Raw genomic sequence first — 15,292 nt, forward strand, 5'->3', positions numbered from 1 at the left:
GCATAGCGTCGATACGTGGAGGTAGGCCGAGCGATGCTCCTTGCCCTGGCGTTCGTCGCTGTCGCGAGTCTTCCGGTCGCCTTTGCGCTGGTGTTCTGCGCCGACGAGATCATCGACCGGGTCGCCTGCGGCTATGCCGAGTGGCGCGAACGACGCCAGGAACGCCGCACCATCGCCCAGCTGGACCGGGCCGTCGACGCCGAGGGGCTGACCCGAGGCATCGACCTCACCGAGTTCGACCGGGAGGACCGACGGTCCCTCCAGCAGATCGCCGCCGACCTGCACCGGTTCGCCGGGCACCGGGTCAACCCGGGCGGCCGGGCGGTGATCTGGCACGCCGCCGTCGTCGACGCGTACGACGAGCACCTGAGGGCCGCCTGCCGCTGCCTGGGGCTCCCCGAGCACCTGGGCGAGCTGGAGGGCGTCGACCGGCAGATCGAGCGGGTCCGGGTCGAGGGGATGCTGCACGCGGCCGGTCTCACCCTGCCCGCCGCCCGGCCCCGACACCGCCAGCGGCACCGCTGACCCCCGCCGAGCCCCCGGTGACCGGCACCGTCGTGCCCGCCGCCGGGATGCGGCTCTTCGTCGCGGTCTTCCCGTCACCCGAGGCCGTCGCCGACCTGAGCGCCGAGGTGGCCCGGCTCCGGGTCGGCCGTGCGGCGGCGGCCGGCACCAACGTCAGGCTCGCCGACCCGGCGCGGGCGCACCTCACCGTCGCCTTCCTCGGCCAGGTCGACGCGGGCCGCCTCGTCGACGTCGAGCACGCCCTCGACATCGCCGCCGAGGCGTTCCGCACCCGCGATCTGCCGGCGGCCGAACGACCGGCGGGCGGCGGGACCGGGCCGGCCGTGCTGCGGCTCGGCGGCGGGACCAGGCCGGCCGTGCTGCGGCTCGGCGGCGGGGGCAGCTTCGGCCGGGGCCGGTTCACGGTCCTCTGGGTGGACGTGCGCGGCGACGTCGAGGCGTTGCGCGTCCTGGCCCGGTTGGTCCGGTCGGGGCTGCGCCGGGGCCGGCTGCCGTACGACGAGAAGCCGTTCACCCCGCACCTCACCATCGCCCGCCCCGGCGACCGGATCGACCGCGCCGACGTGGCCGCCGACCGGGAGGCCCTGCACGACTACCTGGGTCCGCCGTGGCCGGCCGCCGAGCTGGTGCTGGTCCGCAGCCACCAGGGCCCGCAGCCGACGTACGACCGGGTGGCCGCCTGGCCGATCTGACCGGGACCGGCGGCTGGGTCGGGCCCTGGCCGGGTCGGGCCCCGGTCGGGTCGGGCCGGTGGGGCCGGGCCGGGCCGGTGGGGCCCGCCATGTCGGCGACATGGCGGCTTCCCGCCTTGGGGATACCGCCATGTCGCCGACATGGTGCCGCGCCGCCCGGCGGGGCGCCCAGCGTCGGCGCGTGCCGAGCGCGTCCGGCGACCGGGCGGCGCGTGCCCGGCGACCGCGCGCCTACCAGGCCCACGCCTCCGGGCCCGGGCCGCCCTTGCCCACCGGCGGGAACAGCTCGTCGAGCCGGGCCAGCGCCGCCTCGTCGATGCGGACGTCCAGCGCGCCCAGCGACCGGTCGAGCTGGTCGATGGTGCGCGGGCCGATGATCGGGGCCGTCACCCCGGGCCGGGAGAGCAGCCAGCCGAGCGCCACGTCCGCCGGGTCGTGGCCGAGGTCGGCGCAGAACTTCTCGTACGCCTCGATGGTCGGCCGGTGCTCGGCCAGGCCCTCGGCGGCGCGGCCTGCGGCGCTGCGGGCGGCCCCGCCCTCGGCCATCTTGCGCAGCGCCCCCGACAGCAGCCCGCCGTGCAGCGGTGACCAGGGGATGATGCCGAGGCCGTAGTGCTGGGCGGCCGGGACCACCTCCAGCTCGACGGCCCGGGTCAGCAGGTTGTAGATGGACTGTTCGGAGACGAGGCCGAGGAAGTTGCGCCGCTGCGCCGCCGCCTGTGCCTGCCCGATGTGCCAACCGGCGAAGTTGGACGATCCGACGTAGACGACCTTGCCCTGGGCGACCAGGGTCTCCATCGCCTGCCAGATCTCCTCCCACGGGGTGGCCCGGGAGACGTGGTGCATCTGGTAGAGGTCGATGACGTCGGTCTGGAGCCGGCGCAGCGAATCCTCGCAGGCCCGGATGATGTGCCGGGCGGAGAGCCCCTGCTCGTTGGGCCAGTCGCCCATCTTGCCGTAGACCTTGGTGGCCAGCACCACCTTCTCCCGCCGGCCGCCGCCCTGGGCGAACCAGCGGCCGATGATCTGCTCGGTGATGCCCTCGCCGGTCTGCCAGCCGTAGATGTTGGCGGTGTCGAAGAAGTTGATGCCGTGCTCAAGCGCCCGGTCCATGACGGCGTAGCTGTCCGGCTCGCTGGTCTGCGGACCGAAGTTCATCGTGCCGAGGCAGAGCCGGCTCACCGACAGACCGGTGCGTCCCAGATTCGTGTACTCCATACGACCCACCCTGCCACGGCGGGATGCCGACTGCCTGCCGCCGCCGGGCGGTGCGCGGGGAACGCGTGCCGCCCGGCGCAGGCGGGTGGGTCAGGAGGACTCGCGGGCCGCCGGGCCGCTGCCGAACAGCACGTCGTCCCAGCTCGGCAGGCGCTTGCGCGGCTTGCCGGACGCGTCGGTGGACTCGCCGCCGGAGGCCGCCGCGGCAGCGCCCGTGCGGCGGGGCCGGAGCACCGCCAGCGACGGCACGGCCGGGACCTCCTTGGGCGCGTCCGAGTCGTCGTCGAACGCCGAGCCCTGGCCGCCGCCGAGCAGGGCCGCCGCCCCGCCGCCGACCGGCCGCTGCCGGGGCGCGTCCGACCCGGCCAGCGCCGCCGGCGTACGCGGCTCCAGGCCGCGACCGGACGTCGAACCGAGCGGCCGGTCCAGGGAGGCGAGCAGGGCGTCCCGCCCGGCGCGGATCGGGTCGCGCCCCGGGCGGCTGTGGTCGCCGGCCGCCGAGGGCAGCCCGTGCCCGCCCCGGCTCGGCTCGCCGCGCGAAGGGCCGGGCAGCGCGTGGCCGCCGCGCTCGGGTGCCGGCTCCTGGCCGAGGATCGGCGTGGGGCGCTCGGCGCAGAGGTATTGCGCCATGTCGTCGTGCGGGACGACGTGCTGCCGGGTCTTGTCCAGGTCCCAGACCGCCTGCGCGGTGGCCTTGCCCGACGGCCAGGTGGCGATGATCCGCCAGGTGCCGTCGTCGCGGCGGTAGGCGTCCCAGGAGATCTTCTCGGTGTCGATCCCGTGCTGGGCCAGCCGGCCGTTGACCACCTCGGCCAGGGGGGTCGGCTTCTCCGCGCCCTTGAGGCGGGTGCGCCGGGCGTGCTGGGCGAGCATCGCCCGCTCCTGGAGCACCGGGCCCGCGTAGCGCAGCACGCGGTCGACCGGGACGCCCGCGATGCGGGCCACGTCCTCGGCGGACTCGCCGGAACGGATCTTGGCCTGGATGTCGCGCGGGGACAGCGACGGCAAGGGGTGGTCGGTGGTGTTCGGCACCACGGCGAGCGGGGGCGCGCCCGGCTCGGCGTGCAGGGCGCCGGCGATCCGCTCGTCGATGGGCAGGGCGAGCAGCCGCCCGACCTCGTCGGCGAGCACCAGAGCCTGGCCGTCCTCGGAGAGGGCGACGAAGCGTACTGGGCGCATGAGCGTTGCCTCCGTCCCGCTTCGCTGGCCGCACGCCACGGGTCGGCCACCCGGGCGTCCCGCACCACGGTACGCCCATCCGCAACCCGGTGGGGGATGCGACACCCGCATGTCGCGGATGAGCTGCGAAGATGATCACACTGGGTGGCCGGCGGCGGTGCGGCGGCCACCCAGTGTGACGATGCCTCAGAGCCGCTCGACCACGTAGTCGATCGAGGCGGTCAGCGCCTCCACGTCGGACGGCTCGACGGCCGGGTAGAGCGCGATGCGCAGCTGGTTGCGGCCCAGCTTCCGGTAGGGCTCGGTGTCGACGATGCCGTTGGCCCGCAGCGCCTTGGCGATCGCCGCCGCGTCCACCCCGTCGGCGAAGTCGATGGTGGCGACCACGTTGGAGCGCAGCGCCGGGTCGGTGACGAACGGGGTCGCCACGGCGGAGCGCTCGGCCCAGCCGTACACGATGCCGGCGCTCTCGGCCGTGCGCTTGGCCGCCCAGGCCAGGCCGCCCTGCTCGTTCATCCAGTCGGTCTGCTCGGCGGCCAGGAAGATGGTGGCCAGCGCCGGGGTGTTGTAGGTCTGCTCCAGCCGCGAGTTGTCGATCGCGGTGACCAGGTCGAGGAACGCCGGGATGTAGCGGCCCGACGCCTTGATCTCGGCGGCCCGGTCCAGGGCGGCCGGCGACATCAGGGCCAGCCAGAGGCCGCCGTCGGAGGCGAAGCACTTCTGCGGGGCGAAGTAGTAGACGTCGGTCTCGGCGACGTCCACCGCCAGGCCGCCGGCCGCCGAGGTCGCGTCGACCAGCAGCAGCGAGCCCTCGTCGGCCCCGGCGACCCGGCTGATCGGCACCGCGACGCCGGTGGAGGTCTCGTTCTGCGGCAGCCCGTACGCGTCGACGCCGGCCTCGGCGACCAGCGCCGGGGCGCTGCCCGGCTCGGCCTTGCGCACGGTGGGCTCGCCGAGGAACGGGGCGTCCTTGACCGACTTGACGAACTTCGCGCCGAACTCGCCGAAGCTGGCGAACTGCGCCCGGTCGCGGATCAGGCCGAACGTCGCGACCTCCCAGAAGGCGGTGGTGCCGCCGTTGCCGAGGATCACCTCGTAGCCCTCGGGGAGGGAGTAGAACTCGGCGATGCCGCGCCGCAGCCGGGCGACCTGGTCGCGGACGGTCTTCTGCCGGTGCGAGGTGCCCAGGAAGCCCGTCGCCGCGTCGGCGAGGGCGGAGACGGCCGCCGGACGGACCTTGGACGGCCCGCAGCCGAACCGCCCGTCGGCGGGCTTGATGTCGTCGGGAATCCGGATGGTCGGTGCGTCAGCCACGGTTGTCGAGATCCTTCCGCGTGGGCGGGGCCCGGTCACAGGTGGTGGTCGGGCGCGGAGGACGGACGCGTGCGCGGGACGCACGGGCGGCCGGATCCGAGCCCGGTGCGGCGGCACTGCCGAGCCCCCATCCTCGCACCCGGGGCGGCCCGGACACCCGAGGGTCCCGCCGCCGGAGCTGAGGCGTATGACACATCCGCCCGGTTACGTCGCCACCCCGCCCCCGGTTACGCGGGGCCGGACGGACCTTCTGGTACGCGGAGCGGCCCCGCCGAACCGGCGGGGCCCCTTCCGTCGTCGCGTCGACGGGTGGATCGGACGGGCGTCGCGCACCCAGGTGGTGGGTGTTAACAGGGGGCCCCTGCTATGCAGAAAGCGTTAACAGGGTGCCCTTCCTTGCACTGATCACACGCCGTGCGGGATGGCGTCCCAGCCCTCGACCTGCTGCGGCTTGCGGCTGCCCGGCCCGACGTAGCGGGCCGACGGGCGGACCAGCCGCTGGAGCTTCTTCTGCTCCAGGATGTGCGCGCTCCAGCCGCCCATCCGGGCGCAGGTGAACATCGAGGTGAACATGTGCGCGGGCACCTCGGCGAAGTCGAGCACGACGGCCGACCAGAACTCGACGTTCGTGGCGAGCACCCGGTCGGGGCGGCGGGCCTGCAGCTCGGCCAGGGCCGCCTTCTCCAGCGCCTCGGCGATCTCGAAGCGCGGCGCGCCCAGCTCCTTGGCGGTGCGGCGCAGCACGCGGGCGCGCGGGTCCTCGGCCCGGTAGACCCGGTGGCCGAAGCCCATCAGCCGCTCGCCCCGGTCGAGGACGCCCTTGACGTACCCCTCGGCGTCGCCGCTGCGCTCGACGGCCTCCAGCATGCTGAGCACCCGCGACGGCGCGCCGCCGTGCAGGGGGCCGGAGAGCGCGCCGATGCCGGAGGAGATGCAGGCGGCGGCGTCGGCGCCGGTGGAGGCGACGATCCGGGCGGTGAAGGTGGAGGCGTTCAGGCCGTGCTCGGCGGCCGAGATGAAGTAGGCGTCGACGGCCTTCACGTGGCGGGGGTCGGGCTCGCCGCGCCAGCGCTTCATGAAGCGCTCGACGATCGTCTCCGCCTTGTCGATCTCCTTCTGCGGCACGGCCGGCAGGCCCAGGCCGCGCGCGGACTGGGCGACGAAGGAGAGCGCGGTGACCGACACCCGGGCGAGGTCCTCGCGGGCCTGGGAGTCGGAGATGTCGAGGAGCTGGCTGAGCCCCCAGTACGGGGCGAGCATCGCGACGGCGGACTGCACGTCGACCCGGATGTCGCCGGAGTGCACGGGCACCGGGAACGGCTCCGCCGGCGGCAGGCCGGGGCCGAACCGGCCGTCGACCAGCAGCGCCCAGACGTTGCCGAAGGAGACCTGACCGATCAGATCCTCGATGTCCACGCCGCGGTAGCGCAGGGCACCGCCCTCGCGGTCGGGCTCGGCGATCTCGGTCTCGAAGGCTACGACGCCCTCCAGGCCCGGTTTGAAGTCGGCCATTCTTACTCCTGGATCTGCTCGATGCGCCCGCCTGGGCTCATCCGGCCCGGCCGGCCGAGCGCCTTAGGCGACCCTCAGGGACGTGTTCGTGACATCTTGCCTGGTGGGTAACCGGCTGCGCGACCCGCGACGACTGTGCTGCACGCGACATCCCCGCCGGTGGACAAAGGTGCGGGGTCGATGAGACTGGGCGGTAGGGGCTGGCCAGCGTCGCCGAGGGTGACGGGGCCACCGAAGGGGAGGGTAGCTGTGACGGGTGACACACCCGGCCCGGCCGGCATGCGTAACGAGTACGCCGCCGACCTGGGCCTTTCCGAGGCTGATCTGGCCGCCGACTGGCACGCCCAGTTCGCCCGCTGGTTCGCCGACGCGGTGGCGTCCGGGCTGCCCGAGCCGAACGCGATGGTGCTCGGCACCGCCGACGCCGCCGGCCGCCCCAGCGGGCGCACCGTCCTGCTCAAGGGGTACGACCCGCAGGGCTTCGTCCTGTTCACCAACCACGGCTCGCGCAAGGGCACCGAGGCGCTGGCCAACCCGTACGCCAGCCTGGTCTTTCCCTGGTTTCCCAGCCAGCGGCAGGTGGTGGTCGCCGGGCGGATCGAGCCCGTCGACCGGGCCGAGACCGAGGCGTACTTCGCCAGCCGGCCGCGCGGCTCGCAGCTCGGCGCGTGGGCCAGCGAGCAGTCGCGGGTGATCGGCGACCGGGCCGCGCTGGACGCCGGCTACCGGGTGGTGGCCGAGCGGTTCGCCGACGTGGACCCGGTGCCCGCGCCCCCGCACTGGGGCGGCCTGCGGGTGCGCCCCGAGACGGTGGAGTTCTGGCAGGGCCGGGCCAGCCGGCTGCACGACCGGCTGCGGTTCCGCCGCACCGCGCCCGACCCGGGGCCGGCCGACGACGGCCGGTGGGTGGTGGAGCGGCTCGCCCCGTGACCGCCGTCAAGGAGACCCGGCCGCGCGGGGCGCGCCGCTGGGCGATCGACCTGCGCCCGCTGCGGGTGCCCGTCTACCGCCGGATCTGGGTCGGCAACAGCGTCGCGATGCTCGGCTTCCAGTTCACGGCCGTGGCCGTGCCGGTGGAGATGTTCGCGCTGACCCGGGACTCGTTCTGGGTCGGGCTGCTCGGCGTGGCCGCGTTCCTGCCGCTGCTGGTCTTCGGGCTGTGGGGCGGCGCGGTCGCCGACGCCCGGGACCGGCGCGCGGTGCTGCTGGTCAGCCAGGCGGTGCTGTGGGCGTCGATGGTGGGGCTGCTGGCCCAGGCCGTGTTCCGGGTGGGCAGCCCGGTGCTGCTGCTGGTCCTGGTGGCGTTGCAGTCGGTCGGGTTCGCGGTCAGCGGGGCGGCCCGCACCGCGAGCATCCCCCGGCTCGTCCCGGCCGAGCTGGTCCCGGCCGCGAGCACCCTGAACTTCACCACCCACACCGCCGCGTCCGTGCTGGGGCCGCTGCTGGCCGGGCTGATCTTCGCGGCCTGGGAGGTCGGGGTCGCGCTGCCCATCGCGTACGGCGTGGACACGGTCTTCTTCACGGCGGCGGTCTGGGCGACGCTGCGGATGCCGGCGCTGCCGCCGGAGCCCGACCCCGACGGCGACGGCTCGCCCCGCCGGGCCGGGCTGGCCAGCGTCGTCGACGGGCTGCGCTACCTGGCCACCACGCCGGTGCTGCTGCTCTCCTTCGCCATCGACCTCATCGCGATGGTGCTGGCGATGCCCCGGGCGCTGTTCCCCGAGATCGCCGAGGAACGCTTCGGCGGCGGCGCGGCCGTCGGCTGGCTGTTCAGCGCCATCGCCATCGGGTCGATGCTCGGTGGGCTCACGTCCGGCTGGATCGGCCGGCTCCACCGGCAGGGGGTGGCGCTGGTGTGCGCCGTCGTCGGCTGGGGGCTGGCCATCGCCGCCGCCGGGCTGGCCCGCCAGCTCTGGCTGGTGGTCGGGCTGCTCGCCGTGGCCGGCGCGGCCGACCTGGTCAGCGCCGTGCTGCGGCAGACGATGCTGCTGGTGCACGCGCCGGACCGGATGCGGGGCCGGCTCCAGGGCGTCAACACGGTGGTGGTGGCGGGCGGGCCCCGCCTCGGCGACCTGCGGGCGGGCACGATGGCCGCCGGTTTCGGCACCGGCGTCGCCTGGGTCGGTGGCGGCCTCGCCGCGGCGGTGCTCGCGCTGCTGCTGGCGGCCGTCTTCCCGGCCCTGGTGCGCTACCGGGCGGCCACGTCGGGGGCGCCGTCCGAGGCGCGCGGCTGACCGTCCGGCCGCCGGTGACGGGCAGGCACCGGCGGCCGGGCGGGGTGCGCGCGGTGACGGACCGCGCACCCCGTGCACAGAGGTGACCGACTAAGGTCACCGGCATGCAGAACGCCGCACCCCGCCCGCCGTCAGGCACCCAGTGGACCATTTCCGCCGCCGGCCACGAGGCCGTGCTCGTCGAGGTCGGCGGCGGCCTGCGGACGTACCGGCACGACGGCGTCGACTACGTCGACGGGTTCGCCGCCGACGAGCTCTGCCCCGGCGGGGCCGGGCAGGTGCTGGCCCCCTGGCCGAACCGGATCCGCGACGGCCAGTACGCCTTCGGCGGCCGGGAGTTCCAGCTCACGCTGACCGAGCCGAGCCGGGGCGCGGCCCTGCACGGCCTGGTCAACTGGGTGCCGTGGCACCTCGTCGAGCAGTCCGACGACGCCGTGACCCTCGGCTACGACCTGCCCGCGCAGCCGGGCTACCCGTGGGCGCTGCGGCTGCGCAACCGCTACTCGGTCGGCCCGGACGGCCTGCGCATCGACCACGAGGCCACCAACGTCAGCGGGGAGCCCTGCCCGTTCGGCTTCTCGATGCACCCCTACCTGCAACTGCCCGGGGTGGCGGTGGACGACCTCGCCCTGCGGGTGCCGGCGAAGCTGCGGGTGCAGGTGGACGGTCGGCTGCTGCCGGTCGGGGCGACCCCGGTCGCCGGCACCGAGTACGACTACACCAGCCCCCGGCGGATCGGCCACGCGGTGCTCGACACGGCGTTCGGCGACGTGGTCCGCGACGCCGACGGCGGCTCCTCGGTGACCCTGGCCGCCCCGGACGACGCGGCGGCCGTCACCGTCTGGGCGGACCGCGAGTTCGGCTGGTGGCAGGTCTTCTCCGGGGACACCCTGACCGGCGAGCGGCACCGCCGCTCGGTGGCGATCGAGCCGATGACCTGCCCGCCGGACGCGTACCGCTCGGGCAAGGACGTGATCACCCTGGAGCCGGGCGACACCTGGCGGGGCACCATGGGCATCCGGCCCGGGGCCCGGTAGCAGGGGGAGCAGGCGGCGTGGAGTTCGCCGAGGTGCTCCGGCGACGCCGGATGGTGCGCAACTACGACCCGGACCGCCCCGTCCCGCCGGAGGTGGTGCAGCGGCTGCTCGACCACGCCGTGCGGGCCCCGTCGGCCGGGTTCGCCCAGGGCTGGGGGTTCCTGGTGCTGGAGGAGCCGGCGGACCGGGAACGCTTCTGGGCGGCGACCACCCCGGACGGCGGCGGGCGCGAGCGGTGGCTGGCCGGGATGCGGCGGGCCCCGCTGATCGTCGTGCCGCACGCCAACCGCTCGGCGTACCTGGAGCGGTACGCCGAGCCGGACAAGGGCTGGACGGACCGCGCGCAGGAGCGCTGGCCGGTGCCGTACTGGTATGTCGACACCGGCTTTGCCGCCCTGCTGATGCTGCTCACCGCCGTGGACGAGGGGCTGGGCGCGTGTTTCTTCGGCATCCCGCCGCAGCGCACGCAGGCGTACCGGGGGGCGTTCGGGGTGCCGGCGGAGTACGACCCGGTCGGGGCGCTCACCGTCGGCTACCGGGCGCCGGACCACCGGTCGCCGTCGTTGCGGCGGGGGCGTCGCCCGGTCGACGAGGTGGTCCGGCGGGGACGCTGGAGCTGACGCCGGGGGGCGTCGGCGGCCCGGCTCGCCGTCGGAGGGAAGGTGTCGGCGGCCCGGCCCGGCGTCGCCGGGCGGGGTTGACCAACAGTGGTCGCGAAAGCGACATGAGGGAGTAAAACGCGGTGTGGCGGGGGCGGCTACGCTGGCACGGTCATCGGTGCCGTGCCGCGCGGTGCCACGCCGCGATCCGACCCGGCGCGGTGGGTCGGAACGGTGAGGGGGAGGGGAGCGTGCCGTCGTGATCTTCAGAGCGGTCCGGGACGGGCGTCCCTATCCGGAGCACAACCTGACGCTCAAGCAGTGGGCGGAGATCCCGCCGCGTCCGCTGCGGCTGGACCAGTTGATCACCACCAAGCGTGAGCTGGCGCTGGACAAGTTGCTCGCCGAGGACTCCACCTTCTACGGGGACCTGTTCCCGCACGTGGTGCAGTGGAACAGCGGGCTCTACCTGGAGGACGGGCTGCACCGCGCGCTGCGCGCCGCGCTCCAGCAGCGCAACCAGATCCACGCCCGGGTGCTGGTGCTGGCCGGTCAGCACGAGTGACCCGCTCCTGAGGCTTCGTTAGGGTGGCGGGATGACTCCTGTCGACCTGCTGGACCTGGACTCCCTCCTCGACGACGAGGAACGCCAGATCCGGTCCGTCGTGCGCCGGCTGGTCGACGACCGGGTCCGGCCGCACGTCGCCGACTGGTACGAGCGGGGCCACGTCCCGGCCCGCGAGCTGGCCCGGGAGTTCGGCCGGCTCGGCCTCCTCGGCATGCACCTGACGGGGTACGGCTGCGCCGGCTCCACCGCCGTCGCGTACGGGCTGGCCTGCCTGGAGCTGGAGGCCGGTGACTCCGGCGTGCGGTCCCTGGTCTCGGTGCAGGGTTCGCTGGCCATGTACGCGATCTGGCGCTACGGCAGCGAGGAGCAGAAGCAGCGCTGGCTGCCCGCCATGGCGACCGGCGAGGCGATCGGCTGCTTCGGGCTGACCGAGCCCGACCACGGCTCCGACCCGGCGTCGATGGCCACCCGGGCCCGCCGCGACGGCGACGACTGGCTGCTGCACGGCGGCAAGATGTGGATCACCAACGCGCCGGTCGCCGACGTCGCCGTGATCTGGGCCCGCGCCGAGGAGGGGGTGCGCGGGTTCGCCGTACCCCTGGACTCGCCCGGGGTGTCGGTGCGCGAGATCCGGCGCAAGATGTCGCTGCGCGCCTCCGTCACCGGCGAGATCGCGCTCGACGACGTCCGGCTCCCGGCGGACGCGCTGCTGCCCGGCGCGGCCGGGCTCAAGGCCCCGCTGAGCTGCCTCACCGAGGCCCGGCACGGCATCGTCTGGGGCGCGCTCGGCGCGGCCCGCGACTGCCTGGAGACCACCCTGGCGTACGCGGGCACGCGCACCCAGTTCGGCCGGCCGCTCGCCGGCTTCCAGCTCACCCAGGCCAAGCTCGCCGACATGGCGGTCGAATGGCAGAAGGGTTTCCTGCTGGCCCTGCACCTGGGGCGGCTCGCCGACGCCGGGAAGCTGCGCCCCGAGCAGGTCAGCGTGGGCAAGCTGAACAACGTGCGGGAGGCGCTGGCCATCGCCCGGCAGTGCCGCACGATCCTCGGCGCGAACGGCGTCTCCGGGGAATACCCGATCATGCGGCACGCCAACAACCTGGAGAGCGTGCTCACCTACGAGGGCACCTCCGAGATCCACCAGCTCGTCATCGGGCAGCGGCTGACGGGGCTCTCCGCGTTCGCCTGACCTGTCCTGCGGGGTGGGGGTTCGCCGGGGCCCGCCCGCTCCGGGCGGTCAGGCTTGATCCCTGCGCGGGCGGGCCCCGGCGAACCCCTGACGTGGTCCCGGTCCGTCCGAGCGTGCACGCTCGGCTCATCCCCGGGCGCGGGCCCAGGACAGGAAGCGCTCGGTCAGCTCGGCCGGCGTCGCACCGGGCGTCAGCCGCGCGAGCTGCTCCTCGGCCTCGACCTTGAGGGTGGCCAGGTGGATCAGCAGGGCCATGCGGTTGCCCCGGTACTCCGTCAGCAGCGACAGCCGCGCCGTGCCGCAGGGCCACGGGTGGCCGCAGGCGCGGCACAGCCAGATCGGGCGTACGGGCAGGTGCGGGCGGGGAATGCGGGCCATGGGTTGCCCCTCTCCGTCGACTCTGGAGAGGGGGCCGCCCGATCCTGTCACGCAGGCAGGACCCGGACGGCCCCCTCGACGAACGCGCCCGCCGGGGTCACCCCTCCACCGGCCGCGCCGTCCTGCCACCACTCTGCTGACAGTTGCGGAGCGAACACACTGCGTTGCACTATGTCTTTCGGGCGTGCGGGACGTTGCGGGAGGTCAAGGGATGAACAGGGCAGTGCAGGTGGCGATGGCCGAAACCGGGCACACGGCCGAGAGTCTGGCAGCCGAGATAGGCGTTGACCCGAAGACGGCGGCCCGATGGGCGAGCCGCGGACGGATTCCCCAAACCAGGCATCGCGCCAAGGTCGCGCAACTGCTAGGCAGGGACGTACTGGAGCTGTGGCCGGACGTACTGCGCCGGAAGGAGCCGGCCTGGTTCCGCCCGTGGACCGAGATCGAACGCGAGGCCACCGGCCTGCGATGGTACGAATCCGCCGTTCTGCCAGGGCTCCTCCAGACGGAGGCCTACGCCCGGGCAGTTCTCTCCAGTGGCCCGCTGTGCGCCGAGGCGGACGACCATGTCGAGTCTCGTCTCCGGCGGCAGGCGGCGGTCTTCGACCGCCCTCGTCCCCCGATGACGGTCTTTGTAATCGACCAGGCGGCGCTGCTCCGAGGCCATCCCGAGGTGATGGATGCCCAGCTCGACCACCTCGTGACCATGGCGCAGCGCCCCGGCGTCATGGTGCACGTGCTGCCGCTGAGCGCCGGCCTTCATGCGGGTCAGGCGGGGCCGTTCATCATCGCGACCACGCCTGATGATGAGGACGTCGGTTACCTCGATGATCAGGCGGCCGGGCGCATCACCAACGACGTTGCTCCACTCTGGGCGGTCTGGGATACCGTCAGGTCAGTCTCGTTGCCGCGAGACCAGACCATCGATTTGCTGAGGGCGAGAGCATGGATGATCTGATCGGCGCGCGGTGGCGGAAGTCCACCCGCAGCAGTTCCAACGGCGGCGCATGCGTCGAGGTTGCCGACAACCTTCCGGGCGTCGTGGGCGTACGCGATTCGAAGGACCCGGCCGGGCCGGCGCTCGCGTTCGGGCCGGTCGCGTGGCGCGCGTTCGTCGCGCACGTCCCCGAGCGGGCCTGAGCCGCCACGGGCGTGACGCGCCTGTTTCGTGCTCGGGGCGGGCGCTTGCCGTTGGGCTTCGGGACCTCGTCCGCCGTCACGATGCGGTGGGTTCTGCCTCGTCGTAGGCCCGCCGGGCCGCCTCGATGGCGCCCAGGTGACCGTCGGCCCAGTCGAGGAGGGCGTCGACCGGCGACCGGAGGGTCTTGCCCAGCGGCGTGATCCGGTATTCGACGGCGACCGGCCGCGACGAGAGGACGCGACGCTCGACGATGCCGTTGCGTTCGAGTCGGCGCAGGGTCGCGCTCAGCGACTTCTGGCTGACGGCCGGGATCGCCTGGCGCAGCTCGTTGAACCGTGAGGGTCGTTCGCAGAGGGTGTTGAGCACCTCCAGCGACCACTTGTCGAGGACCTGGTCCAGGAGTTCACGGTGTGCCGGCGTGACGTCGAGGCGTTCCGCCGTGCCGGGGTCGGTATCTGCCATGACACCTAGTCTCGTTGAAGTTTCCTCCAAGCACCAGGTATCAAGGTGATACCAGGTTGGTGCGAGGAAGGATGTGCGATGAGTGTCCAGCTCTTCTCCCCCACGGGCATGATGCAGCCCGTTCCCTACCACCACGTCGCGGTCGCGTCGGGGTCGCGCCACGTCCACGTGGCCGGCCAGATCGGCCGCGACGAGGCAGGGCGGCCGGTCGCGTCCGGTGACCTCCGGGGGCAGGTCGCCCAGGCGCTCCGCAACACGGCCCACGGTCTCTCCGGTGCCGGCGCAAGCTTCTCGGACGTCGTCCGCCTGACGTTCTACGTCACGAACTGGGCGCCGGAGCGGATCGGCGACTTCATGGCCGGCGTCGACGACGTCGCGGGGGAACTCGGCCTGCCGCAGCCTCTGCCCCCGGCGTCGCTCATCGGTGTGGACTACCTCTTCGAGCCCGACGTCGAGGTCGAGGTCGAGGCGACGGCGATCGTCGACTGACCGTGCGCCTGCCCTGACGGCTCGGTGCCTCTGACGGGACGTGAATCTTGGAGGATTCCGGCCCCCAGAGGGGCCATCGGCTTCCAAGATCTCCTAACTGGGCGAGGCGTCGTCGGGGAAGAAGATCTCCTCGATGGGCTGCGCGAACAGCGCCGCGAGGGCGAAGGCCAACGGCAGGGACGGGTCGTAGCGCCCTGTTTCGATCGCGTTGATGGTCTGCCGGGCGACGCCGACTTGTTCGGCGAGGTCGGCCTGCGACCAGTCGCGCTCGGCTCGTAGGACCTTGAGTCGGTTCCGCACGTCGTTACCGGAACCTGCGGGAGACGAACCCGGACGACAGGCCCCACAGCATGACCATCGCCGGGCCGATCCAGATCGCGCTGAGCCGGGGAAGCCCGGCGTTCTCCAGGAACCCGTAGCAGAAGCTGATCAGCGCGCTGGCGCCGAACGCGATCGCCAACGCCTCAAGCTGGATGCGGCGCTGCAACTCGTCGATGTCGCGCAGGTAGCGGACGAAGGCGATCACGAGCCCGACGGCCGGCAGGACCGGCAGCGGCGCGATGACGTAGCGCAGCAGGCTGTCGTCGGGCAGGGCGCGCAGGCCGATCAGGGTGCCCACCAGGACGCCGACGTAGGCCGCCATGGCGGCGGTGAGGTTGCGCGCGTAGCGCTTGATGGGGGTGCTCATGACGTGAAATATCAAGCACGCGCGACTTCATGTCAAGGGTGATTGTCATTAAGTCGCGCGGGCTTGT

19 protein-coding genes are annotated in these 15,292 nt (G+C 73.7%); 11 read left to right on the plus strand and 8 right to left on the minus strand.

Annotation, left to right across the window (positions count from 1 at the left end; all coding sequences use genetic code 11):
* Positions 1-15: 15 nt before the first annotated feature.
* Both GA0070558_RS21235 and GA0070558_RS21240 read left to right on the plus strand, forming a co-directional pair.
* Positions 16-525 (plus strand): hypothetical protein, encoded by a 510-nt coding sequence (locus GA0070558_RS21235; protein ID WP_091282996.1) that lies wholly within the window; start codon positions 16-18, stop codon positions 523-525.
* 47 nt (positions 526-572) lie between these two features.
* Positions 573-1,217: a 2'-5' RNA ligase family protein gene (locus GA0070558_RS21240; RefSeq protein WP_091283106.1), complete on the plus strand. Its 645-nt coding sequence runs from the start codon at positions 573-575 to the stop codon at positions 1,215-1,217.
* A gap of 231 nt (positions 1,218-1,448) precedes the next feature.
* On the opposite strand, the gene GA0070558_RS21245 is transcribed toward GA0070558_RS21240, so the two are convergent.
* The 4 genes from GA0070558_RS21245 to GA0070558_RS21260 all read right to left on the minus strand — a co-directional run bounded on the left by GA0070558_RS21245 (position 1,449) and on the right by GA0070558_RS21260 (position 6,440).
* Positions 1,449-2,435, minus strand: coding sequence for an aldo/keto reductase (locus GA0070558_RS21245; RefSeq protein ID WP_091282998.1), 987 nt, complete (start codon positions 2,433-2,435; stop codon positions 1,449-1,451).
* A 90-nt stretch (positions 2,436-2,525) separates the two neighbouring features.
* Positions 2,526-3,614, minus strand: coding sequence for a septation protein SepH (gene sepH, locus GA0070558_RS21250; protein ID WP_077935783.1), 1,089 nt, complete (start codon positions 3,612-3,614; stop codon positions 2,526-2,528).
* 186 nt (positions 3,615-3,800) lie between these two features.
* Positions 3,801-4,928 carry a phosphoserine transaminase gene (gene serC, locus GA0070558_RS21255; RefSeq protein ID WP_091283000.1) on the minus strand — a complete coding sequence of 376 codons (1,128 nt, stop codon included), beginning with the start codon at positions 4,926-4,928 and terminating at the stop codon, positions 3,801-3,803.
* Between the two features lie 405 nt (positions 4,929-5,333).
* Entirely contained in the window at positions 5,334-6,440 is a 1,107-nt protein-coding gene (locus tag GA0070558_RS21260) for a citrate synthase 2 (protein ID WP_077935784.1), read from the minus strand.
* 279 nt (positions 6,441-6,719) lie between these two features.
* Between GA0070558_RS21260 and pdxH the strand changes: the two genes are divergently transcribed.
* The 6 genes from pdxH to GA0070558_RS21290 all read left to right on the plus strand — a co-directional run bounded on the left by pdxH (position 6,720) and on the right by GA0070558_RS21290 (position 12,067).
* Positions 6,720-7,370, plus strand: a complete 651-nt coding sequence (gene pdxH / locus GA0070558_RS21265) for a pyridoxamine 5'-phosphate oxidase (RefSeq protein WP_176734300.1) — start codon at positions 6,720-6,722, stop codon at positions 7,368-7,370.
* The gene (locus tag GA0070558_RS21270; RefSeq protein WP_077935786.1) at positions 7,367-8,674 is read left to right on the plus strand and encodes an MFS transporter; all 1,308 of its coding nucleotides are present in this window, start codon (positions 7,367-7,369) and stop codon (positions 8,672-8,674) included. The genes pdxH and GA0070558_RS21270 overlap by 4 nt, the downstream gene beginning before the upstream one ends.
* A gap of 104 nt (positions 8,675-8,778) precedes the next feature.
* A complete protein-coding gene (locus GA0070558_RS21275; protein ID WP_077935787.1) occupies positions 8,779-9,711 on the plus strand; it encodes an aldose 1-epimerase family protein in 933 nt (310 codons plus the stop codon).
* A gap of 17 nt (positions 9,712-9,728) precedes the next feature.
* Positions 9,729-10,331, plus strand: a complete 603-nt coding sequence (locus GA0070558_RS21280) for a nitroreductase family protein (RefSeq protein ID WP_091283004.1) — start codon at positions 9,729-9,731, stop codon at positions 10,329-10,331.
* Positions 10,332-10,569: 238 nt separating this feature from the next.
* Entirely contained in the window at positions 10,570-10,875 is a 306-nt protein-coding gene (locus tag GA0070558_RS21285; RefSeq protein ID WP_043961565.1) for a type II toxin-antitoxin system VapB family antitoxin, read from the plus strand.
* A gap of 31 nt (positions 10,876-10,906) precedes the next feature.
* Positions 10,907-12,067, plus strand: a complete 1,161-nt coding sequence (locus GA0070558_RS21290) for an acyl-CoA dehydrogenase family protein (RefSeq protein WP_091283006.1) — start codon at positions 10,907-10,909, stop codon at positions 12,065-12,067.
* A gap of 126 nt (positions 12,068-12,193) precedes the next feature.
* Here GA0070558_RS21290 and GA0070558_RS21295 read toward each other — a convergent pair whose 3' ends face one another.
* The gene (locus tag GA0070558_RS21295) at positions 12,194-12,445 is read right to left on the minus strand and encodes a flavin reductase (RefSeq protein WP_091283008.1); all 252 of its coding nucleotides are present in this window, start codon (positions 12,443-12,445) and stop codon (positions 12,194-12,196) included.
* 211 nt (positions 12,446-12,656) lie between these two features.
* On the opposite strand from GA0070558_RS21295, the gene GA0070558_RS21300 reads away from it, so the two are divergent.
* Positions 12,657-13,403 carry a Scr1 family TA system antitoxin-like transcriptional regulator gene (locus GA0070558_RS21300; RefSeq protein WP_091283010.1) on the plus strand — a complete coding sequence of 249 codons (747 nt, stop codon included), beginning with the start codon at positions 12,657-12,659 and terminating at the stop codon, positions 13,401-13,403.
* The gene (locus GA0070558_RS21305) at positions 13,391-13,585 is read left to right on the plus strand and encodes a DUF397 domain-containing protein (protein ID WP_091283012.1); all 195 of its coding nucleotides are present in this window, start codon (positions 13,391-13,393) and stop codon (positions 13,583-13,585) included. The genes GA0070558_RS21300 and GA0070558_RS21305 overlap by 13 nt, the downstream gene beginning before the upstream one ends.
* 76 nt (positions 13,586-13,661) lie before the next feature.
* Here GA0070558_RS21305 and GA0070558_RS21310 read toward each other — a convergent pair whose 3' ends face one another.
* A complete protein-coding gene (locus GA0070558_RS21310) occupies positions 13,662-14,048 on the minus strand; it encodes a winged helix-turn-helix transcriptional regulator (protein WP_091283014.1) in 387 nt (128 codons plus the stop codon).
* Positions 14,049-14,126: 78 nt separating this feature from the next.
* Between GA0070558_RS21310 and GA0070558_RS21315 the strand changes: the two genes are divergently transcribed.
* Positions 14,127-14,537, plus strand: a complete 411-nt coding sequence (locus tag GA0070558_RS21315) for a RidA family protein (protein ID WP_091283016.1) — start codon at positions 14,127-14,129, stop codon at positions 14,535-14,537.
* A gap of 93 nt (positions 14,538-14,630) precedes the next feature.
* Here GA0070558_RS21315 and GA0070558_RS21320 read toward each other — a convergent pair whose 3' ends face one another.
* Positions 14,631-14,837 (minus strand): helix-turn-helix transcriptional regulator, encoded by a 207-nt coding sequence (locus GA0070558_RS21320; protein ID WP_091283018.1) that lies wholly within the window; start codon positions 14,835-14,837, stop codon positions 14,631-14,633.
* Positions 14,838-14,841: 4 nt separating this feature from the next.
* Entirely contained in the window at positions 14,842-15,225 is a 384-nt protein-coding gene (locus tag GA0070558_RS21325; RefSeq protein ID WP_077935794.1) for a hypothetical protein, read from the minus strand.
* Between the last annotated feature and the right edge of the window lie 67 nt (positions 15,226-15,292).

The sequence above is a fragment of the Micromonospora haikouensis genome (genome assembly GCF_900091595.1).
In the GTDB taxonomy this organism is placed as follows: domain Bacteria; phylum Actinomycetota; class Actinomycetes; order Mycobacteriales; family Micromonosporaceae; genus Micromonospora; species Micromonospora haikouensis.

Coding starts and splice junctions, on each gene's coding strand:
- GA0070558_RS21240 (WP_091283106.1), top strand. CDS start 573: ATGCGGCTCTTCGTCGCGGTCTTCCCGTCACCCGAGGCCGTCGCCGAC.
- GA0070558_RS21245 (WP_091282998.1), bottom strand. CDS start 2,435: ATGGAGTACACGAATCTGGGACGCACCGGTCTGTCGGTGAGCCGGCTC.
- sepH (WP_077935783.1), bottom strand. CDS start 3,614: ATGCGCCCAGTACGCTTCGTCGCCCTCTCCGAGGACGGCCAGGCTCTG.
- GA0070558_RS21260 (WP_077935784.1), bottom strand. CDS start 6,440: ATGGCCGACTTCAAACCGGGCCTGGAGGGCGTCGTAGCCTTCGAGACC.
- pdxH (WP_176734300.1), top strand. CDS start 6,720: ATGCGTAACGAGTACGCCGCCGACCTGGGCCTTTCCGAGGCTGATCTG.
- GA0070558_RS21275 (WP_077935787.1), top strand. CDS start 8,779: ATGCAGAACGCCGCACCCCGCCCGCCGTCAGGCACCCAGTGGACCATT.
- GA0070558_RS21290 (WP_091283006.1), top strand. CDS start 10,907: ATGACTCCTGTCGACCTGCTGGACCTGGACTCCCTCCTCGACGACGAG.
- GA0070558_RS21295 (WP_091283008.1), bottom strand. CDS start 12,445: ATGGCCCGCATTCCCCGCCCGCACCTGCCCGTACGCCCGATCTGGCTG.
- GA0070558_RS21300 (WP_091283010.1), top strand. CDS start 12,657: ATGAACAGGGCAGTGCAGGTGGCGATGGCCGAAACCGGGCACACGGCC.
- GA0070558_RS21305 (WP_091283012.1), top strand. CDS start 13,391: ATGGATGATCTGATCGGCGCGCGGTGGCGGAAGTCCACCCGCAGCAGT.
- GA0070558_RS21310 (WP_091283014.1), bottom strand. CDS start 14,048: ATGGCAGATACCGACCCCGGCACGGCGGAACGCCTCGACGTCACGCCG.
- GA0070558_RS21315 (WP_091283016.1), top strand. CDS start 14,127: ATGAGTGTCCAGCTCTTCTCCCCCACGGGCATGATGCAGCCCGTTCCC.
- GA0070558_RS21325 (WP_077935794.1), bottom strand. CDS start 15,225: ATGAGCACCCCCATCAAGCGCTACGCGCGCAACCTCACCGCCGCCATG.